The 26,877-nt window shown below is 37.5% G+C and carries 16 protein-coding genes; 4 read left to right on the forward strand and 12 right to left on the reverse strand.

All coding sequences use genetic code 11. The annotated features are described in order from the left end of the window. Positions 1–34: 34 nt before the first annotated feature. The 10 genes from BST93_RS11480 to BST93_RS11525 all read right to left on the reverse strand — a co-directional run bounded on the left by BST93_RS11480 (position 35) and on the right by BST93_RS11525 (position 20,519). Complete coding sequence (locus tag BST93_RS11480) at positions 35–7,015, reverse strand: fibronectin type III domain-containing protein (RefSeq protein ID WP_105019263.1); 6,981 nt, start codon at positions 7,013–7,015, stop codon at positions 35–37. 216 nt (positions 7,016–7,231) lie between these two features. Further along, positions 7,232–13,075, reverse strand: coding sequence for a T9SS-dependent choice-of-anchor J family protein (locus tag BST93_RS11485; protein ID WP_105019264.1), 5,844 nt, complete (start codon positions 13,073–13,075; stop codon positions 7,232–7,234). 158 nt (positions 13,076–13,233) lie between these two features. Further along, positions 13,234–14,040 (reverse strand): enoyl-ACP reductase FabI, encoded by an 807-nt coding sequence (locus tag BST93_RS11490; RefSeq protein WP_042280378.1) that lies wholly within the window; start codon positions 14,038–14,040, stop codon positions 13,234–13,236. Between the two features lie 28 nt (positions 14,041–14,068). Next, on the reverse strand, positions 14,069–15,748 hold the full coding sequence (gene recN / locus BST93_RS11495) for a DNA repair protein RecN (protein ID WP_105017676.1): 1,680 nt from the start codon (positions 15,746–15,748) through the stop codon (positions 14,069–14,071). Positions 15,749–15,832: 84 nt separating this feature from the next. Continuing rightward, positions 15,833–16,732 carry a type IX secretion system protein PorD gene (porD, locus tag BST93_RS11500; RefSeq protein WP_105017675.1) on the reverse strand — a complete coding sequence of 300 codons (900 nt, stop codon included), beginning with the start codon at positions 16,730–16,732 and terminating at the stop codon, positions 15,833–15,835. Further along, positions 16,707–17,915, reverse strand: coding sequence for a bifunctional phosphopantothenoylcysteine decarboxylase/phosphopantothenate--cysteine ligase CoaBC (gene coaBC / locus BST93_RS11505; protein WP_105017674.1), 1,209 nt, complete (start codon positions 17,913–17,915; stop codon positions 16,707–16,709). Before coaBC ends, porD begins: the two co-directional genes overlap by 26 nt. A gap of 7 nt (positions 17,916–17,922) precedes the next feature. Then, positions 17,923–18,243, reverse strand: a complete 321-nt coding sequence (locus BST93_RS11510; RefSeq protein ID WP_042280383.1) for a DNA-directed RNA polymerase subunit omega — start codon at positions 18,241–18,243, stop codon at positions 17,923–17,925. A 1-nt stretch (position 18,244) separates the two neighbouring features. After that, positions 18,245–19,048: an outer membrane protein assembly factor BamD gene (locus BST93_RS11515; protein WP_105017673.1), complete on the reverse strand. Its 804-nt coding sequence runs from the start codon at positions 19,046–19,048 to the stop codon at positions 18,245–18,247. 81 nt (positions 19,049–19,129) lie between these two features. Next, positions 19,130–20,005, reverse strand: coding sequence for a 4-hydroxy-tetrahydrodipicolinate synthase (dapA, locus tag BST93_RS11520; protein WP_105017672.1), 876 nt, complete (start codon positions 20,003–20,005; stop codon positions 19,130–19,132). 1 nt (position 20,006) lies between these two features. Beyond that, positions 20,007–20,519 (reverse strand): DUF6913 domain-containing protein, encoded by a 513-nt coding sequence (locus tag BST93_RS11525; protein ID WP_373420722.1) that lies wholly within the window; start codon positions 20,517–20,519, stop codon positions 20,007–20,009. A gap of 37 nt (positions 20,520–20,556) precedes the next feature. On the opposite strand from BST93_RS11525, the gene BST93_RS11530 reads away from it, so the two are divergent. Both BST93_RS11530 and BST93_RS11535 read left to right on the forward strand, forming a co-directional pair. Next, complete coding sequence (locus BST93_RS11530; RefSeq protein ID WP_181072503.1) at positions 20,557–21,360, forward strand: 5'-nucleotidase C-terminal domain-containing protein; 804 nt, start codon at positions 20,557–20,559, stop codon at positions 21,358–21,360. Between the two features lie 2 nt (positions 21,361–21,362). Then, the gene (locus BST93_RS11535) at positions 21,363–22,286 is read left to right on the forward strand and encodes a metallophosphatase (RefSeq protein WP_105019266.1); all 924 of its coding nucleotides are present in this window, start codon (positions 21,363–21,365) and stop codon (positions 22,284–22,286) included. A 5-nt stretch (positions 22,287–22,291) separates the two neighbouring features. Here BST93_RS11535 and BST93_RS11540 read toward each other — a convergent pair whose 3' ends face one another. Further along, a complete protein-coding gene (locus BST93_RS11540) occupies positions 22,292–23,095 on the reverse strand; it encodes a hypothetical protein (protein ID WP_105019267.1) in 804 nt (267 codons plus the stop codon). Between the two features lie 2 nt (positions 23,096–23,097). After that, the gene (gene ligA / locus BST93_RS11545; RefSeq protein ID WP_105019268.1) at positions 23,098–25,152 is read right to left on the reverse strand and encodes an NAD-dependent DNA ligase LigA; all 2,055 of its coding nucleotides are present in this window, start codon (positions 25,150–25,152) and stop codon (positions 23,098–23,100) included. Between the two features lie 49 nt (positions 25,153–25,201). Here ligA and BST93_RS11550 point away from each other — a divergent pair, with 49 nt between their 5' ends. Both BST93_RS11550 and BST93_RS14545 read left to right on the forward strand, forming a co-directional pair. Beyond that, positions 25,202–26,533 (forward strand): beta-N-acetylhexosaminidase, encoded by a 1,332-nt coding sequence (locus tag BST93_RS11550; protein ID WP_258150532.1) that lies wholly within the window; start codon positions 25,202–25,204, stop codon positions 26,531–26,533. Positions 26,534–26,538: 5 nt separating this feature from the next. Next, positions 26,539–26,877 (forward strand): family 20 glycosylhydrolase (locus BST93_RS14545; RefSeq protein WP_258150533.1); only part of this gene is annotated, 339 nt, incomplete at its 3' end.

A 26,877-nucleotide genomic window follows, 5' to 3' on the forward strand; every position in this document is an offset into this window, starting at 1 on the left:
CACGAGGCGGCCTTTTAAGTATAAAGAAATGAAGTTATTCTTTAATTACTCGTACAGTTTTAGTTGCACCGTTACTAGTAACCTGAATTAAATACATTCCTGTAGAATAAGTCGAAAGATCAATTACCGCATTTTGAGACGCTGGTTTAAGACTAACAACACGTTGACCACTTAGATTTGTTACTGAAACAGAATCTATGGTATTTACAGCGTTAATATTTACTACATCTACAGTTGGGTTAGGATAATAAGTAAATCCTAATTCCTGAGTATTATCAACGCTAGCTGCTGCGTCAATTTCAAATACTCCTACATGGAAATCGTAATCTTCAAGATCATCAACTGCACCATCAGTTGCGTAAATTGCAAATCTTGTAATTCCACTGTAAGCACTAATATCAATTATCTCTCTAGTACCTGTTACAGCAGGCTGATTTGCCACTGTCCACGTAAATAGAGAAGTCCAAGTCACACCATTATCAGTAGAAACTAATAAATCAACCTGATCATCAGACCCCATTGTATCAGTATCTGTAGCATCAGAGATACCCGAAGTGGTCCAATCAGTTACGGCTACTTCAATCGTAAGTTCATCATTAGAAGTTCCTGATAAATCAAAATCCTCTGAGATTAGCCATTCCTGATCTACATTTTGGAATAAGTTAAGTGCATTTGAATTAACCACTGTACCATTAATATCTGTATAGGCTCTAGAATCTCTCCAGTCAGAAGTTCCTAATCCTGAAGGACCAGAAGCTATATCACCAGATCCTGCTTCATCCCAACAAGTATTAGGTGCATTTTGAGACATATCTGCCGCATAAGGATATGATGTAACCGGTAAACATGCAGTACTGAAGGTAATTGGGCCTACCCACGTACTAAAGTTACCCATTCCACAATCTGCACGCACATAAACTTCATAACTTGTAGAAGCAGTAAGACCGCTTTCAGTCACGGTAGTTGTTGTTGTAGATGTTCCTGCACCTGTAGGAGCTCCAGAACCAGCTGTAACTACAACATATTCCCATGCAGTTTCAGATCCACCTGCTGTCCAAGATACATCTGCAGTTGTCGCTGTAATATTAGCAACAGTAATGCTAGACGGAGTCAAACAGCCGTTGAAGTCCTCTACAGCTACATCATCTATAGCTATATCTCCACCGAAAGAAGCACCACGTGTACCTCTAAATCTAACAGAAATTGTAGCACCGTTGTATGCTCCTAGTGGAACTATAGCAGTTTGCCAAGCGTCTGTTTGATTTACCTGTTGTTGTCCAACAAGAGTGAACACATCTAGATCCCAACCTGAACCATCATTCACATCAACATGTAAGGTATCAAAATCTGGACCCCACATGTGATATGCAAAACTTAATGCTGGATTAGTTAATGCAGTCATGTCTATTAAAGGGGACACTAATTCTGCTTCTGAACCTGCACTTCCTGAAGATGCTTCAGTAAAGAAATAATTAGATCCTGTCGCTGCAGCTGTAGGACCTGTATTAGTTGATCCAGTACCACCTGTACTAACATCCCAAGTGTATCCTGATGTTTGAGGAGTACTCCAACAATTTTCTTCAACAAATGAAGTGGTAACTGTAAAAGACTCAAAACCTTCTGAATATGGAGCTACAAATGCTGAACAAGCCGTGGTAAATGTTCCAGGACCAGTTGCGCTACTTAAAGTTCCTCCACCACAATCTGCAGTAACATAGAATTCATAACAAGTTTCACTTGTTAAACCTGTAATTACAAAATTAGAATTCGTTGTAGCTGTTACTTCAAACACGTTAGGATCGGTAGAAGCCGTTCCCGGTGTAAATCCACAAGGGCCATACTCAACAATCCAAGAAGTAGATGAGCCGTTCTCAGTCCAACTTAAATCCGCACTTGCGTCAGTAACATTTGCTACAGTAAGAACAGATGGATTAGGACATGCAGGTAATTCATCCACTTTAAAATCATCAATAGATATATCACCTTCAAAAGTACCATTTGAAGTAGCTATGAATCTAAATTGAACCGTTTGACCAGCGTAAGCAGTTAGATCAACTAATTGTGGTAACCACGGATCAGCCTGAGCTGTTTGCTGTTGACCTGGACCAACAGTAAAGATATTTGTCCAAGAAGTACCATCATAAATTTCAAGGTCTAGTGTACCTATTTCACCACCGAACATGTGGTAAAAGAACTCTACCGATGGCGTTGTTAATCCTGATAGATCAATCAACGGAGTAACTAAGGTTGCAGTATCTCCTACTGCACCACTTGATGCTTCAGTATAGAAATAATTTGATCCTGTATTTGCATTAAGAGGTCCTGTTCCTGTAGAAGGAGTAGAACCGCTACCATCAACATTCCAATCGTATGCGCTATCAGATGAAGCTGTCCAACAATCATCTTCTACAAAAGATGTGCTTGTTGCCATATTTTCAAATCCGTTGAAATAAGGAGCTGTAAAAGCTGCACAAGTTGTTGTAAATGGTTCAGGGCCTGTGAAAACACTTTCATCACCAGCTCCACATCTAGCTAGCACGTAGAATTCATAATCGGTTTCAGGTGTTAATCCTGTAACCTGAACATTGCTATTTGTCAGTACGTTAACTAATGGAATTGCATAAGTTGCTGGGTCTAATGGGTCAAAACCTACTGGACCTACAACTACGTCCCACTCTGTCTCTGTTGCTCCTGCATCCCAATCAAGGTCTGCGGTAGTGTCTGCAACAGCAACCGTTGATAAATTAGCTGGTTCTAAACAACTAGGCTGTACTTCGTACACAAAGTCGTCAATATACATAGCATCAAATGCTCCAAACGGATTGAATTTAATAGCTACAAATCCACCAGTTGTTGTAATACTAGTAAAGTTTACAGTTATCAGTTCATATTGATCATCCGGTAAATCAGCATTGGCAAAAGTTTGAACACTTGTAAAGGTAGAAGAATCAGTAGGGTCAGTCATAACCCCAACTTCAATTCCTCCTGTATCACGATCATAAGCTTGGAATTTAACTCGTTTGTCATTGCTTAAGTCAGAGAATTCTGGAGAAATCCAGAAGATTTCAGTAGCTGCTGGACTACCGCTATACATGTAAATATGTTGCGAACCAGAATTTGCAATGAAGTCCTCAACTTCTACTAGTGCAGCTGTTGTTCCACTACCTACAATTAAATTTGACTCACAATTATTTAAACCATCTATTGGGTCTGAATCAAAATCGTTAGCATATGGAGCTGTTAACGGCGCACACCTAGTTGTAAATGAGAAAGGACCTACCCAGTTACTAAATCCACCATTAGGACATGCAGATCTAACATAGTAATCATAGGTTGTATCTGGAGTTAGACCACTAATTAATTCACCTGTATTAGTACTTGTAGTTTGTACTCCCGTAGCACTTGATCCTTGAGTAAATCCAGTTACATCATATTCATATTCCCATGAAGTAGCCGTATCATTTTCATTCCAGAACAAATTAGCTTCAGTAGAAGTAATTGAGTCAGCGTTCAAGTCAGATACGTTAGGACAAGTAGGTAATTCATCAACAGTTACGTCATCGATAGATATATCTCCACCAAACGAAGTTCCTCTCGTTCCTCTAAATCTAATTTGAATAGTCATATTCGCGTAAGCAGATAAATCTACTTGTGCAATCTGCCATGGATCAGCCTGATTAGTCTGTTGTTGTCCAGTAAGTGTGAACACATCTAATATCCAAGTAGAACCATCATTAATATCGATTGCAAGATTATCAAAATCCGGTCCCCACATATGGTAAGCAAATGTCAAGGTAGGTGTAGTAAGTGCAGATAAGTCAATCAAAGGAGAATCTAACTCTGCAACTGCTCCAGTCGTTCCAGAAGAAGCTTCAGTAAAGAAATAATTATTTCCATTGTAAGCTGCTAATGGACCAGTATTCGTAGAACCTGTACCACCAGTACTCACATCCCAAGTATATCCAGTTGTTTGAGGAGTACTCCAACAGTTTTCTTCTACAAAAGAGGTTGATACTGTAAAAGCTTCAAATCCTTCAAAATAAGGAGCTGCAAACGCTGCACAAGTTGTTTGAAAACTTACTGGACCTGACCAAGAAGAGAATCCAGCAGCCCCAGAACAATCTGTTCTTACGTAAACGTCATAATCGGTAAATGCCGTAAGACCTGTTGCAGTATTTCCTGTTGTTGTTGAAGTTGCTGTACCACTAGTAGTTGCATCAGGTGGTGTACTTCCAGCTGGTACTACAATATATTCAAAATTAGAAGCAGCTGTAGCATTGGTATCATTAAAGTCAATATCTACAGTTGTATCGGTAATATTGGATAATGCTATTTGATTAGGTGGAGAACAAAAGGCTCCACAAGTTTCTATTCTCATTAAATCTATAGCTATATCAGCTGCAAATCCAGTGCTACCAGGAGCTTCTTGACCTGTAATTTGTAAATAAATTGTTTGTCCTAGGTATGCATCAAGATTAACACCTACTGGTGCCCACGGATCAGATCCAGCAGTTTGTAATTGACCTTGCGCAGTAAATACATTAGTCCAAGGACCTGTAGGTGAGTTAGAAACATTTACTTCAAACGTATCCACTTCAGCACCATAAGCAAAATAATAGAAAGATAGTTCAGCACTATCAGTTGCAAAACTTAGATCAATTGCTGGTGAAACTATTTCAGCAACTGTAAATGTTCCACTAGTTTCTAAATACGCGAATCCGCCTCCACTAAAAGGAGCGTCAGGACCCGTGCCTGTAGAAGTTGGTGAAATCGCTCTATTAAAATTCCATAAACCAGCAGTAGTGGTTCCTACTCCTATGTCACCCGTCCAACCATTATCATTGTTTTCAAACTCTTCTTGAAAAGCAAATACATTGTCACCATTAGGACACGTAACTCCTTGAGGTGGTAAAAACGCCGTTCTAAAGGTTGCTGGACCGGTTTGTGTACTTAATGTACCAGAACCACAGTCTGCAGCTACGTAGAAATCATAAGCTGTGTTAGGCATTAGACCTGTTAAAGTGAATGGATTTGTACCTGCAGTAACTTCAAATACATTAGGATCTGTTGAAGCTGTACCTGGTGTAAAACCAGTTGGACCATATTCAATTATCCATGATGTTTCTGATCCTTGACTAGTCCAAAGAATTTCAGCATCATTTGCATTTAATACACCTGTACCTAATAAAGCAACTGGTGCACAAGCAGGAGCTTCCTCTATACTGAAGTCATCAATTGCCATATCTCCAGTTGTAAATCCTACTCTGGTAGATACAAATCTTACTTGAATATCTCCAGTATAACCAGCTAAGTTAATGATCGCATTTTCCCATGGATCAGATCCTGAAGTTTGAATTTGTCCAGAAGTCGCAAATAATCCTGTTTGCCAAGCACTTCCATCCCAAACATCAACACTTAAGCTTCCCATATTTGCTCCATATAAGAAATAAGCAAATTGAACAGATGGTTCAGTTAAACCATCTACATTAATAATTGGAGAAAATAATGTTGCAGTATCTCCATCTGAACCTAAAGTTTCAGTAAACATATAATTAGTACCACTGTTAGCAGCATCAGGTCCAGTTCCCGCTGAAGGTGTTGTACCTGAAGTGGTAACAGCCCATTCATATTGACTGAATGTATTGGTTGAAACAAATTCTGCTGACCAGCAGTTTTCTCTTGAAAAATTTGTTGTACCAGTAAAAGATTCAAAATCTTCCACATAAGGCATGGCAGTTGTAGCAGTCAAAGGAAGACATTGAGTAAAAACTGTTATTTGTTCTGCTGTACTGTAATCTGGCAAATTAGGATCACAAACCTCTCTTACATAAACATCATACTCAGTATCCGGAGTTAAAGAAGTAATTGAGTAGTTTGCACTATTTGATGTTACCACTGTACCTTGAGCAGGTGAATCAAATGGAGTGGTAATCGTTCCTACAGGAGCATAATTAATTTCCCATTCTGTTGACCCAGTTTGTCCTGCAGACCATGAAATATCAGCAGAATCTGGACCTACAAAAACGGATTCTAAACTAGAAACCGGAAAACAACTTATTAAAGTACAAGCTTGATACGGTCCAGACCATAAACTTAAATCACCAGCTCCACAGTCAATTTGCACAAAGAAGTCATAGCACGTGTCAGAAGCTAATCCAGTAACATCTGCAAAAGGAGCAGTAAATTGCTGAACAACAGTTCCTTGACCAGTTCCTGGTGTAGTTATCACTCCTTGTAAAGCGTACTCAATATTAACTACTGGATTTGGGTTACCATTTGAATCCCATACAAATGAGATACTATTAGAAGTATTTGTTACAGGAGCAAAGTTTGAAGCAGATGGACAAGATTCTGTTGTTGTAAACGTTACAGGACCTTGACAAGCACTGAAATCTCCACTACCACAATCAGCAATTACATAAACATCATATGATGTAACAGAACTTAAACCTGAAAGCGTTGCTGGATTAGAATTTACAGTAACTTGAGTTCCACCAGAACCACAAGTATAGGGACTAATACCATATTCTATTATCCAAGACGTTTCGCTTCCTCCAGCAGTCCAAGCTATCTCTGCCGAATCAGCGACAACATTTCCTGCCGTTATGTTACTTACAGCTGGACAAGTTGGACAAGTGGCATTACCACTAAAAATAGCCATACCTCCAGAATTGTTAAATCCTGCATCATAGACTAATATTCCTTCAGAATCCAATAATCTAAATGTTCCATCTCCAGGAAATTGTGTTGGTCGATAATCAATAACCAACGCATCTCCGTCATTAACTGTTATGCTGTAAGTCTCAACAGCTGGTGGATTTGCACTACCAGTTTGAATAGCATAAGTGGTGGTTGTTCCGGCCACGGTGACATCAACACCAGTATTTGCCGTAAGGTTACCTCCTGAAACCCAGTCGTTACCGAGGTTGTCGGTAAGTTCTAAGGTATAATTACATTGAGCCGAGACGGCGAATGTAATCAAGAGAGCACTTAGTAATAAGTAAATTTTTCTCATGGGTTAAATTTTGTTAAATTATCTGTTCAAAATAGTGAATTCTCCAAACACATGATAACAGTATCTTAACATATTCGATGTAATCAATATTCAACCGACAAAATGTTATTTATCTAGTAAGCTAATCGATTTTTAATTTCTACTGATAATTTCGCTTTCGCGAAAGCATAAAAAAAAGGCCGCACAAGGCGGCCTTCTAATTGAATTAAATTAAATCTAATCTTTAATCACACGTACAGTTTTTGTAGCTCCATTGCTTGTAACTTGAAGCAAGTACATTCCTGTTGAGTAAGTAGAAAGATCAACCACAGCGTTTTGAGATGCTGGTTTATAACTTACTACTTGCTGACCACTTAGATTTGTTACTACTATGCTATCAATAGTATTTACTGCTGATATGTTAACTATGTCCACCGTTGGGTTAGGATAATAAGTAAATCCTAATTCCTGAGTGTTGTCAACACTTGCAGATGCATCTATTTCAAAAACACCTACATGGAAGTCATAATCTTCAGTATCATCCACAGCACCGTCGGTTGCATATATTGCAAACCTTGTAATACCTGTGTAGGCACTTATGTCTATCGTTTCTCTAGTACCTGTAACAGCTGGCTGATTAGCCAATGTCCAAGTAAAGATTGAACTCCATGTCGCACCATTATCTGTCGATACCATAAGATCTACTTGATCGTCAGATCCCATTGTATCTGTATCAGAAGCTGTAGAAGTTCCAGAAGAAGTCCAATTAGTAACAGCCACTTCTATCACTAATTCATCATTGGAAGTACCGGATAAGTCAAAATCTTCAGAAATTAACCATTCTTGATCCACAGATTGATATAAATTCATCGCATTAGAGTTGATCACGTTTCCATTGATGTCGGTATACGCTCTACCATCTCTCCAATCAGAAGCACCAAAATTAGATGGACCACTAGTTATATCACCTGAACCTGCTTCATCCCAACAATTATTAGGAGCATTTTGAGACATATCTGCTGCATAAGGATAACTTGTTACCGGAGAACAGTCTGTTCTAAAGGTTACAGGGCCAATAAAGTTTGTATCACAGTCTGCTCTTACATAAACATCGTATTCTGTATCAGCGCTTAATCCTGATTCTGTATAAGGTATTGAAGTCGCATTACTTGTACCAGCAACCGGTGCAGCGCTACCTTGAGGTAACACAACTACTTCCCATGCCGTAGAAACTGGTATATTATTATCAGTCCAGCTTACTGTAAGACTTGAGGCTGTAGAACTGTCTAATACGATGTTAGATACGTTCACACAAGATGGTCTAGGTATACAGTTATAACTTGCTTCCCAACCAGCAGCAGTTACACTACCGTCTGATGTGAACTCTATTGTAATCGCACCATCCGTATTAAGTCCTTGGAAAACTGCTGGGTTCTCTAAATCAGCTTCTAGCACAGGAGCACTTGTGTCTAATCCGTCATAAATAGTAAGAGTATCACAACAATTCTCTAGATCTACTAATGTAAAGTCTAACTCAACAATGTTAGTGGCAACATCTGGTACGTAAGTAATTGTATAGTTTTCTCCATTTGAGTAATCTCCAGTAGCTCCACCCGTATCGTAAACCGTGTCACCACAAACAGCACTTGTAGTAAAGGTAACTGGACCTTCATAAGGACTTGTGTTTCCAACTGAACATACAGCACGTACATAGACATCATAATCTGTACCTGAAGTTAATGTAGATAATGTGTAAGGATTAGTTGTAACACCAGCATCAGTTGGTGTTCCTGTAGGAGTTGTACCAGCTGGTACTACCTCAATATCCCATTCAGTTTCAGAACCACCATTTGTCCAACTAACCTCTGCTCCAGTAGCTGTAATATTTCCAATGGTAATTGCAGATACTTCTGGACACGAAGGAATGTCTTCGATTACGACATCGTCGATATACATTCTCCAACCATCAGTTCCATTAGGTGGTACTCTCCATGCTATGTAAACATCACCAGTAAAAGATGATAAATCGACTACCTGTTCTTGGTAAGTTGTATTAGAATACAAATTCACAGGCACAATAGTGTTAGTAAAATCTGCTGCTGCATTACCAGTTGTAGATAAAAGTACTTCCATATCATTAGGTTCGTTAGCACTTTGCACTCTATACTGATAAATCAAACGCTGGCCACCAGTAAGTGTAATTGCAGGTGATATCAAGTAATCATCATCTACACCACCATTAAAGTCTGTATTCATTGCAGCCACCTCATCACCTTGGAAGGTGTTGAAAGAGTAATCTAGATCCCATTGATCTCCATCTCCATTTTCATCTAGAACGGTCCAACATCCTTGAGTAGCACTAGTGCTATCAAAGGTTTCGTTAAATGGCACACTAAATGCATTACACGAAGTTCTAAATGATGTTGATACCGACCAAGGGCTAAATCCACCAGATGGACAAGCTGATCTGATATATACATCGTATTCTGTATTATCAATTAATCCAGTTAATGTAAAAGGATTCGTAGTAACCGTTATTAATGTTCCTGTCCCTAATACAAATCCTGCTGGTCCATATTCAACTTCCCAAGAAGTAGCAGTGCCTTGTTCTGTAAAATCTATATCAACAGCATCAGTTGTAATGTTTGATGTATTAATTGCTATAGGCTCGTTACAACTAGGTATCGTTTCAAATCTTACGTTATCTATGTACATAACCCAACCATCAGTACCATTTGGTGGTATTCTGAAAGCAACATATACATCACCTGAATAAGCAGACAAATCAATAGTTTCTGTCATGTACGTTGTGTTGCTATATTGAGTTACTGGAAGAAGTTGCGTTGTAAAATCTGCAGCATTTGTACCAGTTGTAGAGATAAGAACCTCCATATCATTAGGTTCATTGGCACTACGAACTCTATAATCATATCTCACTCTCTCATTTCCAGTCAATGTAATTGCTGGAGAAATTAGATAATCATCATCAACACCTCCGTTAAAATCAGTGTTCATGGAAGCAGATTCATCTCCTTCACTAGGTGCAAATGTATCATCAAACTGCCATTGATCACCATCACCATTTATGTCTAATACAGTCCAACAATCTTGAGTACTGCTTGTAGAATTAAATGATTCAGTAAATGGAATACTAAAAGCATTACAAGCTGTTCTTGCTAATACTGCATTAGCAGTCCAACTACTTTGATCTGTTGTTGAACAAATAGCTCTTAAGTAAAAATCATACTCCGTATTGTCAGTAAGACCAGTAACTGTAAATGGATTTGTAGTAGCCGTAACAACTGTTCCAGATCCTTGCCCAGCTCCAGGTGCAGTGTATTCAATTTCCCATTCTGTTTCAGAACCACCAGCTGTCCATGAGAATTCAATCGAATCTGATGAATTAGTTACTGTTGCAAAATTAAAAGGAGTTGGACAAGCCGGAGCTTCTAATAGCTCTATATTATCTATAGCAATGTCTCCTTCAAACGTACCAGCAGAAGTTCCAACGAAAACCAGTTGAACACTTTGACCAGCAAACGCGTTTAATGAAACAAGGAAGTTTTGGAAAGGATCCGTATCAGCTTGTTGTTGTTCTCCAGAAATTGAGAACACACTTGTATCTGTTCCACCCGCTCTAATAAATAATTCAAGCGTTCCTATATCACCTCCAAACATATGGTAATCAAATGATACAGCAGGAACTGTTAATGCAGATAGATCATAAATAGGAGAAACTAATTCTGTAGTATCTCCAGCTGAACCGTTAGAACCTTCTGTATAAAAATAATTACCAGTAGTAATTGAAGGAGCTGGTCCAGTTCCACCCGAAGCTGTTAATGTTCCAGGTGCTAAAACCCAAACAAATGATCCCGATGAGCTTGCCTCCCAACAGTTTTCAGAGGTAAAAGCATCAGCTGTGCCAGGGAATGTATTTGTTGTAGGCGTAAAACCTGTCTCAAAATCAATAACAGCTGGGGCTGTAAATGGCAAACATAATGTTTGCACACCTATAGGTCCTGTCCATGTACTGAAGTCAGTAGTTGAACAAGCTGCTCTTATATAAAATTCGTAACCTGTATTATCTGTTAATCCAGATACAGTAAATGGGTTTGTGGTAGCTGTTACTACAGTACCTGACCCTTGACCTGCGCCTGGTGCAGTATATTCTATTTCCCATTCAGTTTCTGTTCCACCATTTGTCCATGCTAATTCAACAGAGTCAGAAGTTGCGCTATTTACAACTAAACTAAGTGGTCTCGGACAAGAAGGTGCTTCAACGAAACCTACGTTGTCAATTGCAATATCACCTTCAAATGTTCCAGCTGATGTTGCTTCAAACACTACTTGAACAGTTTGACCTGCATAAGCCGCTAATGGTAATATTAATGATTCAAATGGATCAGTATCTGAAGTTTGTTGTTCACCTGATATTGAGAAAATATTAGTATCTGTTCCTCCTGTTCTTACGATTACGTCAAGTGTACCTATATCACCACCGAACATGTGATAGTCAAAAGAAACCGCTGGGGCAGTAAGTCCAGAAAGATCAACCTGAGGTGAAACTAATGTAGTAGTATCACCTGCTGTTCCACTCGAAGCTTCTGTATAAAAATAATTACCTGTAGTAACTGATGGAGCTGGACCTGTTCCTCCTGATGCTGTTAAAGTACCTGGAGCCAAAACCCAAACAAAATTCGCCGAAGAACTAGCTTCCCAACAATTTTCATTGGTAAATGCATCTCCAGCTGATGGAAATGTATTTGTTGTAGGCGTAAAACCTGTTTCGAAATCAACAGTTAAAGGAGAAGAAAACGGCAAACATAATGTAGTAAAAGACACTAATTCCCAACTACTGAAATCAGGTAAATTAGGATCACAAATACCACGTACATAAACTTCATACACAGTTGCATCAGTCAATCCTGACAGTGAGGTTGACGGTGTGGCAGGATTAGGAGAAACGGTTGTTCCTTGCCCTGTACCTGGATTAGTTATAACTCCGGCCACAGCCCATTCAACTTCCCATTCCGTCTCTACTCCACCGGCAGTCCATGAAATATCAGCACTTGTAGTTTGTATATTACTAGTTGTAAGGCCTGTTACTACAGGACAAGATATCGCTGTTGTAGCCACATAAGGTCCAGACCAACTACTTAAATCTCCATTTCCACAATCAATTTGAACCCAAAATTCATATTCTGTATCTGACATTAATCCACTAACAATCGCAAGTGGTGCAGTAAATTGCTGTTCTTGTTGACCTTGACCGGTACCAGGAGTTGTAATAGTTCCTGTTGGAGCATAATTAACATTAAATGTAGGATTACTATTACCCCTTGCGTCCCAAGTAAATTGTATTTCAAACGCACTTTCAGTAATAGGTGCAAAAGCTCCAGGAGCAGGACAAGATTCCGTCGTAGTACCTTGTATAGGTCCTTGACTGTTACTTATATCAGTTCCAGGTGTACAAACTGCTCTTACATAAAAATCGTAAGTTGTTTCTGAAGTTAATCCAGGAACCGTGAAAGGATTTGAAGTTGCAGAAACTACAGTACCTCCAGATCCTACAGTATATGGACTCACTCCGAATTCTATTTCCCATTCTGACTCTGAACCTCCATTTGTCCAGCCTAATTCTATCGAATCGGCAGCTGCATTGTTAACCACAAGTGCAGTTACTACGGGACAAGTTGGACAACTCGCAGGAGCCGCATATAACGCCGTTCCTCCAGGATTGTTAAATCCAGCATCATAAAGAACAATACCTTCAGAATCTAATAATCTAAACGTACCGTCTCCTGGAAAACTTGTAGGACGATAGTCCACGTTTACCGCGTCTCCTGTATTTACAGTAATGTTATACGTTTCGGTTACTGGAGTCCCAGCATTACCGGTTTGGATTTGGAATGTGGTTGTTACACCTGCAACGGTGACATCCACACCCGTGTTAGCCGTAAGATTCGCCCCAGAAACCCAATCATTACCTAGATTATCGGTAAGTTCTAGAACATAATCACACTGGCTGTAGCCGACTATACTAAATAGAAAAGCTACTAGAACAAGTAATTTTGTTTTCATGTTAAGTTTGATTTTAATTTGTCTGCACAAGATACTATTTAACTTTCACTTAACAATTATCTAACATGTTATCTTTTTAACTTTTTATTAAAAACCTCCTCAATATTCAAAAAAAAAGCCTCGCTACTGCGAGGCTCCTATAATTAGGTATTGTTTTGTTAAAATTTCTCAATCACTTCTTGGCTTACACCAGTATTTGAGAAGCCACCATCGTGAAATAAATTTTGCATGGTTACTTTTTTAGTATAATCAGAAAATAAAGTCACTGTATATTCGGCACAATCTTGAGCAGTAGCGTTACCCAAAGGGCTCATTTTTTCAGCATAGCTCAAGAATCCTTCAAAACCTTTAACTCCACTACCAGCTGTAGTTGGTGTAGGTGATTGTGAAATCGTGTTTACTCTAACCTTCTTTTCTTTACCAAAGAAATATCCAAAACTTCTAGCAATTGACTCTAAATATGCTTTATTATCTGCCATATCGTTATAATCTGGGAATGTACGTTGAGCAGCCATATAGGTAAGTGCAACAATACTACCCCATTCATTCATTGCATCATTTTTATGCAATGTTTGTAATACTTTATGAAATGATAAGGCACTTACATCCCATCCCTTTTCCGTGTAATTGTAGTTCTGATCTGTATAATGATTTCCTTTTCTTACATTTACACTCATACCTATAGAGTGAAGAACAAAATCTAATTTACCTCCTAAAATCTCAACCGACTCAGTTATCAATTTCTCTAAATCTTCTAAATTTGTTGCATCAGCTGGGATAATCTGACTTCCTGTTTGTTCTGCCAATTTATTTATTTGCCCCATACGCATCGCGACAGGAGCATTAGTCAAAACAAAAGTCGCTCCTTCTTCATGAGCTAATTGAGCTGTTTTCCAAGCTATCGAATTTTCATCTAACGCACCGAAGATTATTCCGCGCTTTCCTTTAAGTAAGTTGTAAGACATAATTTTTGATTAGGTGGCAAATATAAGATTATTGCAAAAGTACTCTTGCATTTTCTCGTGCTGCATCAGAAATTTTTCCACCGCTTAACATTTGTGCAATTTCTTCAATTCTAGCAGAAGCATCTAATTTGCTTATATTACTAATAGTTTTTTCGTTATCAATTTTTTTCTCAACCAATAAGTGTTCGTGACCTCTTGCTGCAATTTGTGGTAAATGAGTTATAGCTATAACCTGCATAGACTTGCTCATCACCTGCATAATAGATGCCATTTTTTCGGCAATTGCACCACTCACCCCAGTATCAATCTCATCAAATATTATAGTTGGTAATTTTTTATTCACTGCCAGTTGTGATTTAATAGCAAGCATTACTCTAGATAACTCTCCACCGCTAGCTGCTTTTTCAATAGGCTTCAAGGTTGATCCCATATTTGCAGTAAATAATAAGCCTACTACATCTTTACCTAAGTTGTGGAAGCTATCAGATGATTCAACTTTACAGTTTAATTGCGCATGTGGCATCCCTAAAGATTGTATTTGACTATCCAACTTCTTCTCCAAAGAATCTTTATACATGATTCTCATTCCCATTAATTCGCTAGATAGCTCCGTGCATTGATCGTGCTTTTCGCTTAATAGTTTATTGAGTTCTGTTTTTCTCTTATCTAAACTCGATGTTTCTAACACTTTAGCGGCGAGCTCATCTCTAATCACTATAAGCTCAGAAATTGAATCAGTTTGGTGTTTTTTAAATAGATTTTGAATAGTGTTGAGAGTTTCATCAATCTCGGCAAGCCTTGAAGGGTCTGCCTCTATATTATCAAATTCTCTTTCTAAAGTTTCAACAATATCCTCAAGCTCCACTAACGTTGAACTAAGTCTTTGATCAATTTCACTATATAAAGACGAGAATCTTTTGATCCCAGAAATGGCTGCAATAGAAGATCGTAATTGTTCCACGACACCATGATCATCTTCATTAACGATCTTAAACGCCATTCCCAACCCTTCTTTTATTGACTCAACATTACCCAGTTGCTCTTGCTCTTCTTCAAGTAACTCTAGGTCAATACTTTCTAAATTAAAGTCTTCTAACTCACCAAGTAAAAAGATATTATAATCATTTTCTTTGATCAAGTTGTGCTCCTTTTCTTCGAGAGTTTTTAATTCCCGTTTCAAAGATTTAAATTCTGTAAATGACCTTTGATAATCACTCAACACCTTTAAAAATGATCGCTTTTTATTTTTAGTTTCAAATGCAACATGAGCATCTAACACCTCTCTTTGAAAGGAATCTCTAATTAAATCACGAGTATCATGTTGAGAGTGTATATCAATCAAGTATCCACCTAGTTGCTGTAGTACAGATAAGGTAACAGGCAAATCGTTAACAAAAGCACGACTCTTGCCTGACGGCAGTATTATTCTTCTTAAAATAGTATGATTTTCATGATCGAGATCAAGATCCTCAAAAACTTTTTTTAAATCTAATGATGATAAATTAAAATGAGCTTCAACGACACATTTTGAATCAGAATCACGCACCACACTTAAGTCAGCGCGTTGACCTAGTATAAGACCAAGTGCACCTAGAACTATTGATTTTCCCGCACCCGTCTCTCCAGTAATAGTTGTAAGGCCAGTTGACACATCCAAATCTAGATGTTCAATCAAGGCAAAATTCTGTATATGTATAGAGGTAAGCAACTTACTTTAAACGATTTAATAATTCCAGTTAGACAAATAACATAAAGAACTAAATTAATCTAAAGTAATGGCATAGAAAAATGTTTACACACGAATTGTACGCCATTTAGACGATTGGTTGGGCGCTAGTTTCTGTAGCAACGTTTTTAAATCTCTAATGTTTACCGCAGGACCGTCAGAATAGATTCTAGATATCTCATCGGCTTTTGCATCAAAGAAAGTACGTTGTAATAAACTATTAGGTCTGCGCTTATTCAACTCCTCAAATTGCACTAAAATTGTTTTTAGTTTCTCCTTTGTCTTTTTAGGGTCTTCTGCAAACTTATCCATACCTAATAAATGATATTCATACATCACTTTACGATATTCTACATAAGTATCAGATAATAAATCATCATTGAGACGGTACCTTGAAATAAGTCCATCATTTGGTCTCCAACCACGAACCGAAGTATCTGACTGAGAAAGATTCACAATTTGTTGTGCTTCTCTGTGATAAGATTCCCCACCTTTAAATTCAAATGTATCTGCATCTATTCCTATTACAGTAAGAGCATAAAAAGAGACTAATGACAATAGGTTATTTTCATATTGGTTTTTGTTGTAAAAGAAAGGAGCATATTCTACATATTCAAACCTCACATCATTGTCTTTATAATTAAAAATAGGTGTGCTATAGGTACTATTAAAAACTGGACGAGATGCCGACACTTGAAAATTACCCTCAAACCTATCATTGTCATATACGTTGACAACAAATACAAGAGACATAGTGATTTTTTCTTCATCCTCATATTCGTTATCCGTCCATTTAGTATTATTTAAAAACTCCTGCATAGAAGTTTCTAATGTTTTAAATATGGATAAATCTGGTTGAGCTACTCCTTGAGCATTAACTTGTACAGTAGCATTAAGCTCTTGGGCGTGGCCATATAAAAAGCTTAATAACAAAAACAGACTACTTAATCCTTTTAACAATCTCATTAACTATATCTTTTGCAACCTCAACTTTACTTTTTAGTTCGAATGGAATGACTTCCTTTTCCTTAGCAATCAAGGTAATTTTATTGGTGTCTTTTTTAAAACCTGCACCTTTATCTCTCATAGAGTTTAAAACCAATAAATCAGTATTCTTTTTTTCCGCTTTCGCGAAAGCGTGATTCAACTCATCATTAGTCTCTAGAGCAAACCCCACAAGAAACGGTTTGTTTTTTAACGCTCCTACACTTGCTAAAATATCGGGATTTTTGATCAATTCTATATGTAACGTGTCTTCCTTCTTTTTTATTTTGTTTGAAGCGACATCTTTAGGCCTGTAATCTGCAACAGCAGCACTAAAGATAGCAATATCCATTTTTGATACTATCTTGTGCACTGCATCGTACATATCTCTAGCACTAGTCACATCAATTCGCTGAATTAAGGAATGCTCTACGATGACCGAACTTGGCCCCATGATCAAATGTACCTGTGCACCCATTTCTGCAACCTGTACAGCAAGGGCCGCACCCATTTTTCCTGAACTGTGATTTCCAATAAAGCGCACTGGATCGATAGCCTCGTGAGTAGGGCCAGCCGTTATTAGAACTTTTTTATCGTGCAGAGGTAATTTTGACAAGATATCGTTTTCAACGAAAGTGATAATTTCTTCAGGTTCGGCCATACGTCCTTTTCCTGACAAACCACTTGCTAGTTCTCCTTCACCTGCTGGAATCATAAGGTTACCATAAGATTCCAACTTTTCAAAATTATGGAGCGTTGATGGGTGCTTATACATATCAAGGTCCATGGCTGGAGCAAAGTAAACAGGGCATTTTGCGCTACAATATACCGCAAGCAATAAATTATCAATTGTACCGCTCACCATTTTACTCAAGGTATTGGCTGTAGCTGGTGCAATAATGATTAAATCGGCCCAAAGACCTAATTCCACATGATTATTCCATGTATCATTTTCATCATCTTCATTGGTAAAGTGAGAATGAACTGGGTTCTTTGAAAGTGTAGATAAAGTAAGCGGTGTAACAAAATCTCGCGCAGCAGGAGTCATCACCACTTTAACGACAGCGCCTGCTTTAATAAGCAGGCGCGTCAAAAATGTTGTTTTATAAGCAGCAATACCACCAGTTACACCCAGTAATACTTTTTTACCACTTAGTATAGACATATCTTAATTAAGATTTGCTAGTATCTCTATGATAGATTTTACCATCTAACCATTCTTTTACAGCAATAGCTGTAGGCTTTGGCAAACGCTCATAAAATTTAGATACTTCAATTTGCTCCTTATTTTCAAAAACTTCTTCTAGTGAGTCATTGTAGGTAGCAAATTCTTCTAGCTTTTCAATAAGCTCTTCCTTGATATCTCCTTTAATCTGCTCAGCTCTTTTAGCGATAATTGAAATCGCTTCATACATATTACCAGTAGGTGAAGTAAGGGCATCACGATTGTAGGTAATAGTTGTAGTTGCTGCGTCTAAATTTTTAGTATCCATATTAATTACTCAAATTCTCTGATTCAAATTTTTCTATTTCGGCCATGATCTCCTGTGCATCTTCTTTATATTCACTATTAGGAAATCTGCGTGCAAAGTTATTATAATATTTTTTAGCAAGCGCTAATCGTTCTGGAATTAAATTTTCAAAACTATTAACAGCATAAATATACTGAGATTCAAAAAGATAATAATGTGCATCATCTAGGTAATTTGATCCTGGATGATCGATTATAAAATTCTCAAAACCTGCAATGGCTGCTTTAATATAAATTCCGCCTCTGTGATGATATTGTTTAGCAATTTCATAGGCCTTGCGATCTAATTTCTCTCTTAATTCAGCTACAAGAACATTAGCTTCTTCATTATACTTCCCTTCTGGGTAAGCATTTATATAATCTTGCAGTTTAACAAGTGCCGTATTAGTTTCAGATTGATCTTTAGAATATACAGGAGACATGTGATAGTAACTCTTGGCTCCTAAAAAAATCGCTTCCTCCACATTGTTATCTAAAGGGTGAGAAGTTACAAATCGCTCAAATTGATAAGCACTGCTTAAATACCTTCTATCTCCATAAAGCGCCTTGGCATACTTAATAGCCATAGGAGCAGCACTGTCAGTACCTCTATATAAGGGAATGATCTGTTCAAAAAGATCGATACTCTTACTATATTTCTCCTTCTTCATTAATGTATCAATCATACTCACCTTGACATTAGGATCATCTGATTTTAATGCCTTTTGATAAGGACCACAAGACACAAGAACTAAAAAGATAAAAAATATTAAAACAATTTGTTTCATACTACGGTATTGATAGGCTGCAAAAGTAATGTATTCACAACACTCCTTATAATTTTAATTGTGAACGACAGTTAATACGTTTTAGTACGCATTCATGAAATCAATTATACTAGTTCTCAATTTTTGTGAAACTGGCACTAGTGGTAATCTTAAATGTTCTTCACATAAATCGAGATGGGCTAGCATTGCCTTAATACCACCAGGATTTCCTTCGGCAAAGATTAAATCGATACTAGCTTCAAGTTTATGATGCAATTTATATGAATCAACTGCATTACCTTTTAAAGCTAGTCTAATCATTTCGCTAAAATCGCTAGGCAATCCTTGACCGATTACAGATATCACTCCAGCACCACCCGCAAGAGTCATTGCGTTGGCGATCATATCATCTCCAGATATCACGAGAAAATCATCTGGTGTATGTTTTATCATTTTCATGGCAGCTACAAGATCTCCTGCTGCTTCCTTTATCGCTACAATATTTGTATAATCATTTGCCAATCGAACTACGGTATCAACAGCCATATTACTCGCTGTTCTTCCAGGAACATTATATAAAATAATAGGCTTATCAGTAGCTTGTGCGACTGCTGCAAAGTGTTGATAGATACCTTCTTGAGTAGGTTTGTTGTAAGCAGGTGAGACACTAAGTACAGCATCAAAAGATGAAAGGTCAGTTTGTTTTAATTCATCTACTACAACAGCTGTATTACTACCACCTATACCTATTACAAGAGGCAATCGTCCTGCATTGGTTTCAACCACGGTTTTTACAACATCCTGTTTTTCCTGTTTAGAAAGGGTAACGCTTTCTCCAGTCGTTCCTAAGACAACTAGATATTCTATACCATTATCAATTTGGTAATTCACTACGGACTGTAAAGCACTGTGATCCACATCATCGTTTGCTTTAAAAGGAGTTACAAGTGCTACTCCTGTTCCTTTAAGTTGTTGCATATTATCGGGTTAAAATTTTTATATACTTTGCTATTTCTTTTACAAATACGTCTTTGTCGTTTGATGACACATTAATTGACAAATCATAAAGCTCTTCTCGTGCATCATTGATGGCTACTTTAAGAGCTGCCTGTGCCTTTATCGTCACAAATGTAGCTAGTTCATCCGGATCTTTTATGAGTAATATTTGTAAATCGTGTTTTTTTTCAAGCGCCTCGACTAGTTGCTCATCAACAACGGTTGCATTCCATTTAATAGACTTTTCATCAAACGGAATACCATCCATTTCATGTAATTTCTTTTTATCAGTTACTTGATTTAAAACTGTCAAGTTTTTATCGTCAATTTTAAGTTGTTCACACCACCTTAAAATATCATCATAGGCAATTTGACTAGCGCTAGAGGTTATGACTAACAATGATTTAGGTACCACAGGAACACTATTCCTGTTTTGCGATTTCAATTTTCTTATCGCTTTCCTCAGCGATCTACGCTTTATTCCTTTAAAAAACATTTACTTTTACTGTGGAAACAAAAATAGAATATTTCACATGGCTTTTTGCTACAACTTTCCTCTTAAAACAGATAGGAAATTAGGTGTTTATCTCGCTTTCGCGAAAGCGCTTTTCTTAATCACACTATTAACTAGTTGCAATTCAAACACAAACGTTCATTTAGATACCGTTGACTATAAACGAATAGAAATAAACGACTCACTAGCTCAAGAAGATAGTATCGCGCAATTTATTGCCCCTTATGGCGCAAAAATAAATCAAGAAATGAATAGAGTGCTTTGCTATAATCCTAAAAGCATGCACAAAAATGATACTCCACTGAACACAGCGCTTGGAAATATGCTATGTGAAATCATTGTGGAACAAGTTAATCCTGTTGTTAAAAGTAGGTTAGATACCAACATTGATGTTGTTTTACTAAATCACGGAGGAATAAGAGCTCCCTTACCAGCTGGTGAGGTAACAACCAAAAGAGCCTATGAAATAATGCCTTTTGAAAATGAGGTTGTGGTAGCACAGCTTAATAAAGCTCAAATGGAGCAACTTATCAAATATATAGTAGATAGAGAAAGAGCTCATCCTTTCTCCGGCATGAAAATTTCTTTAAATGCTGATAGTAGCCTGAATAATGTATCTATTAACGATCAACCTTTAACTGAAAAGATCTATTATGTTGCTACCAGTGATTACTTGTATAACGGCGGTGATAGCATGAACTTTTTTAACAATACAACGGTAACAAAAACTGATTATAAAATAAGAAATGCCATGATTGACTATTTCAAAAAGGTGGATACTCTTAAGTTTGAATCCGACAATAGATTTACTAAAGCAAATTAATCATGAAAAGAAGTACATTTCTTAAAAGTTCAACCGCTGCGGTAGCTGGAATGGGTTTATTTGCCAATTTTTCTACTGCAACCAGTTTATATAAAGTAAGTAGTATAACTGAGAAAAGCAAAAAGATCACCATTTTACATACTAATGATACTCACAGCCACATTGAACCTATTGTAGGAGGACGCAATGATGGTCGTGGTGGTGTTGCTCGTAGAGCAGCTTTAGTCAATCAAATTAGAAAGGAGAATCCTAATACTCTTTTGTTGGATTGTGGTGATATTTTTCAAGGAACCCCATACTTCAATTTCTATGGTGGAGAGCTAGAAATTAAACTCATGAGTATGATGGGTTATGATGCGGCAACAATTGGTAATCATGATTTTGATAATGGAATAGATGGGTTGTACAAGCAGCTTCCACATGCCAATTTTGACTTTGTAATATCCAATTATGATTTCAAGAATACCATATTGGATGGTCATACATTAGAAAACAAGATAGTGACACTAGACGGCATCAAAATAGGAATGTTCGGATTAGGAATCGAACTAGACGGATTAGTAAATAAGACCAACTATAAAGAAACCAAATACCTAGATCCTATAGATATCGCTACAGATCAGGCACGCATACTCAAAGAGGAAAAAGGATGCGATCTAGTTATTTGCATGTCGCATTTGGGATATTCCTATAAATCAGATACTGTAAGTGATGTAAGCCTAGCAGCAGCGACGTCAAATATTGATGTAATAATTGGTGGTCACACTCATACTTTTCTAGAAAAACCAGAATTGATTCTTAATAAAGAAGGAAAAAACGTGGTTGTTAATCAAGTAGGCTGCTATGGAATGTATCTAGGTAGAATAGATCTTTACTTAAACGAGACAGATATTAACAATCAAGCTGGAACCGTTTATAATCTATAGAAATTTTATTTTACTCTTTTAAATCCTCTTTCAGGGAATTGAGTATCATACTTAACAGGAGATTCTTCCATATGTTCGTAACAACTTTGAATTTTTTCAGAATCTGAAAACAGTAGCTTGTTCTGCTTATCAAGCCGTAGATAGAGTAAATAAATTTCATCACCTGCTCCACACATACCACGACCATTTCCTCCTGGCTTACTGGGTTCTATAACGGTGATAAGCATGTGAGTAATGTCATGAACTTCTTTAAATCCTTCTATGTGTACTTCATATACATATTCAAAACCCATCGTTCCAAAGTCTAATACCAGATCATCGTCAACCGTGAGGTAGGTATCATATTCCCCTAAATCCCAAAATTTACTTACCACATCTTCTTCAAACGTAACTTCCCAAACTTGTGAGGAACCTTTCTTATTCCAGCTCATATTATTGAATATACCATCATCAGAGTCTCCATAAAACTTCTCGTCATAATTTACTGGATGACAACTATAATCTTCATCAATTTCTAGTTGAAAATCGCCATCGTATTTTGCATAAATGATGAATTCCTCATTTTCTGGATAAGTTGAAAAATAAACCTGTATGGGTATTGATTGAGTACTTGAATCGTATTTATACCAACCTGTATATTCTCTTTCATATTCACAAAAACCTTGATATTCCATGTACAAGGTTATAGGATATTTACCTACCTTACCTTTTACCATCATTTGATTATTTGTGATAGTTCTATAGGAATAGGTTTGGGATTTCAACCCAAAACTATTTAAAGCGAGTAGAAAAACTATCAGTAATCTCATAATTACAGCATCTTTAAAAACTCTTGTTCGCTAATCATGGCAATACCCAATTTTTCAGCTTTAGCAAGTTTTGAAGGTCCCATTTTATCACCTCGAATGAGAAAGTCTGTTTTACTTGAAAGCGAGCTGCTTACCTTACCACCATTATCCTCAATAAGTTTTTTTAGATCATTACGCGACATTTCAAAAACACCAGAAACTACAAAGCTTTTACCAACTAGTTTATCAGTTTGACCTTCTAATTGCTCTTCACTTAATGAGAATTGTAATCCAGCATTTTTTAACCGTTCTAGAATGGATTGCTGCCTTTCGTCAACTATGAATTTTACAACAGTTTGTGCTATGCGGTCGCCTATTTCTGGGATAGCGGTTAGTTCTTGTAACTTCTTTTCTGTAGGACTGGAAACGTCGGCAAATAAATCTAGATTTTCTTTATCAGGTGCTTCTGGTAAAGCTATGAGAGCATCCATGTTTTTATAATGTTTGGCTAGTTTTTTTGCCACTGTTTCACCTACGTACCGTATTCCTAAAGCAAAAAGAACACGCTCAAATGGAATTTGCTTACTTGCTTGTATCCCGTTAATCATATTCTCTGCACTCTTTTGAGCCATACGTTCTAAAGGCAGAACTTGTTCAACGGTAAGGTCATATAAATCGGCATAGTTAGAAATTAGTCCTGCATCAACGAGTTGACCAACAGTCTCTGCTCCTATTCCATCAATATCCATTGCCTTTCTTGATATAAAATGCTCAATCCTACCTTTAATTTGTGGTGGGCATCCTAATTCATTGGGACAAAAATGTTGAGCTTCGCCTTCTTTACGGACTAGTTCTGTATTACATTCTGGACATCGTGTAGCATATTCAGTAGGACTGGAATTATCTGGTCGTTTAGTAAGCTCTACAGCAACAATTTTAGGGATAATTTCTCCACCTTTTTCTACATAGACCTCATCTCCTACTCTAATATCTAGTTTTTCAATTTGATCGGCATTATGTAAACTCGCTCTTTTTACCGTAGTACCTGAAATTTCAACCGGTTCTAGATTAGCTACTGGTGTTATGGCACCAGTACGACCTATTTGATAGGTGATTTCATTAAGTCTAGTACTCACCTGTTCTGCAGCAAATTTATAAGCCATTGCCCATCGTGGTGCCTTGGCCGTAAAGCCTAGTTCTTCTTGTTGTTGCAGGCTATTTACCTTTATAACAACTCCATCTGTTTCATAAGGTAAATCCTTTCTTGCAACATCCCAATGTTCTATATACTGCAACACCTCATCAATACTCTGCACCAATTGAGATTCTGCAGGCGCTTTGAAACCCCAATCACGCGCTAGGTTCAAACTGTCGTATTGTGATTGCACCGGTAAGTTATCTCCTGCAAGTTGATATAACAAACATTCCAGTGGTCGCTGTGCAACTATACTACTATCTTGTAATTTTAAACTACCACTAGCGGTATTACGTGGATTGCGATATAGTTCTAATCCTTGAGCTTCACGTTCTTGATTCATTTTATGAAATCCTTGCCACGGTAACACAATCTCACCACGAATTTCAAATTTATCAGGCACTTCACTAGCTCGTAGTTTTAATGGGACTGACTTAATGGTACGCACATTGGCAGTAACATTATCACCTTGAGTACCATCTCCACGAGTAACTGCCTTTACAAAAACTCCTTTTTCATACCTCAAACTTATACTTGCACCATCGTATTTAAGCTCGCATACATATTCAATAGGACCATCAACAATTTTTCTTAATCGCTGTTCCCAATCCAGTAAATCTTCTTTACTATAACTATTATCTAGTGAATACATGCGGTATTCATGCTTCACGGTTTCAAAATTCTTAGTGATTTCACCACCTACCCTAACACTGGGACTATTAGGGTCAAAAAACTCAGGATTTGCTGCTTCGAGTTGTTTGAGTTGCTCTAATTTCTTATCAAATTCAAAATCTGAAATGGTAGGATTGTCGTTTACATAATAGTTGTAATTATGTTCTCGCAATTCATTTCTTAATGCTAGTATTTGTTCTTCAGGACTCATTAAATTGTACTATCTTCTGCAAGTATTTTGTCGACTCTAAATTACAATAATGCTTCAAAGAATTCTACTAATCACCATATTGATATTAACAGTATTATCCTGTACCAAAACCACTAGACATGTAGACCTTAAAAGTCCCAGTATCATTCCAGCGCCGCAATCCTTGCAGGTAAATGATGGATATTTTACGTTTCATGAAAACACTTCGTTTAGGTTTGATCCTGAGTTTCCTATGGCTGGCAAGTTCTTACTTGATCATTTTGATAAAATGGGTTTTGACGAGTTAAACGATTATGATGATAAGGAAGACAACTACATCTATTTGAAATTCAATGAAGAGATCGATAGTACCGAAGGGTACCGAATGAAAATCGATCCTGAACGAATACTTATTCATGCCCGTACGGATGCAGGCGCTTTCTATGCGGTACAATCGCTCATCCAGTTGTTCCCCATACTTAATGACAAGGATGAAATTCACTTACCAGCACTAACCATTGAGGATGAACCACGTTTTAAATATCGTGGTATGCATCTCGACGTTTCTAGACATATGTTTCCAGTAGCGTTTATCAAGAAATACATCGATGCTATGGCGATGTTAAAGATGAATAATTTTCACTGGCATCTCACTGATGATCAAGGCTGGCGCATCGAGATCAAACAATATTCTAAACTTCAAGAAGTGGCTGCTTACCGTGACAGTACTTTACTAGGACATTACAACGATACACCGCACAAGTACAACACGACTAGATATGGTGGATACTACACACAAGATGAAGTGCGTGAGGTTATCGCTTTCGCGAAAGCGAGACACATCAACATCATTCCAGAAATCGAATTACCTGGTCATGCTCAAGCGGCCATTGCTGCCTATCCAGAACTAGGATGCGCCAATAAAGATGTGAATGTAGCTACAGAATGGGGCGTTTTTGACAACATTTATTGCCCTAACCCAGAGACTTTTGAGTTTCTAGAAAACGTACTAGACGAGGTAGCAGCCTTATTTCCATCACCATACATTCACATAGGCGGCGATGAGGCACCAAAAACACAGTGGAAACAAAGTGTAATCGCACAACGATTTATCAAAGAAAATGGATTAAAAGATGAATACGAATTACAATCCTACTTCATTAAACATTTTGAAAAATACCTAGCTTCAAAAGGCAAGAAAATCATCGGTTGGGATGAAATCCTAGAAGGCGGACTAGCAAAGGATGCCACAGTTATGAGTTGGCGCGGCATGCAAGGTGCCATAGACGCTGCAAAGAAAGGTAACGATGTTATTATGACGCCTACTTCTCATTGTTATTTTGACTATTACCAAAGTGATGATGAGAATGAACCACTAGCTATAGGCGGCTTTTACCATTAGAAAAAGTGTATGGTTTCAATCCAATTCCAGATGAGCTTAGTGGTGAAGAAATAACGCACGTTTTAGGCGTACAAGGAAATGTATGGACTGAGTACATGCCTACTACAGATCAAGTAGAATACATGGCTTTCCCACGCATGCTAGCACTTAGTGAGGTCGCTTGGTCTCCAGTAGAAAAAAGAGATTATAACTTGTTTGTCAATAACCTAGAAGTCATGCTTCCACGGCTAGACGCTATGGATATTAAATACGCCAATCATTTATATGTAATTGAAGGAAATTTGAATGAAGATCAAGAATATGAATTAAGCACTAAAACCTTAGGCAAAGAAATCAGATACACT

This window comes from Nonlabens tegetincola (assembly GCF_002954355.1).
GTDB classification, from domain to species: Bacteria; Bacteroidota; Bacteroidia; order Flavobacteriales; family Flavobacteriaceae; genus Nonlabens; species Nonlabens tegetincola.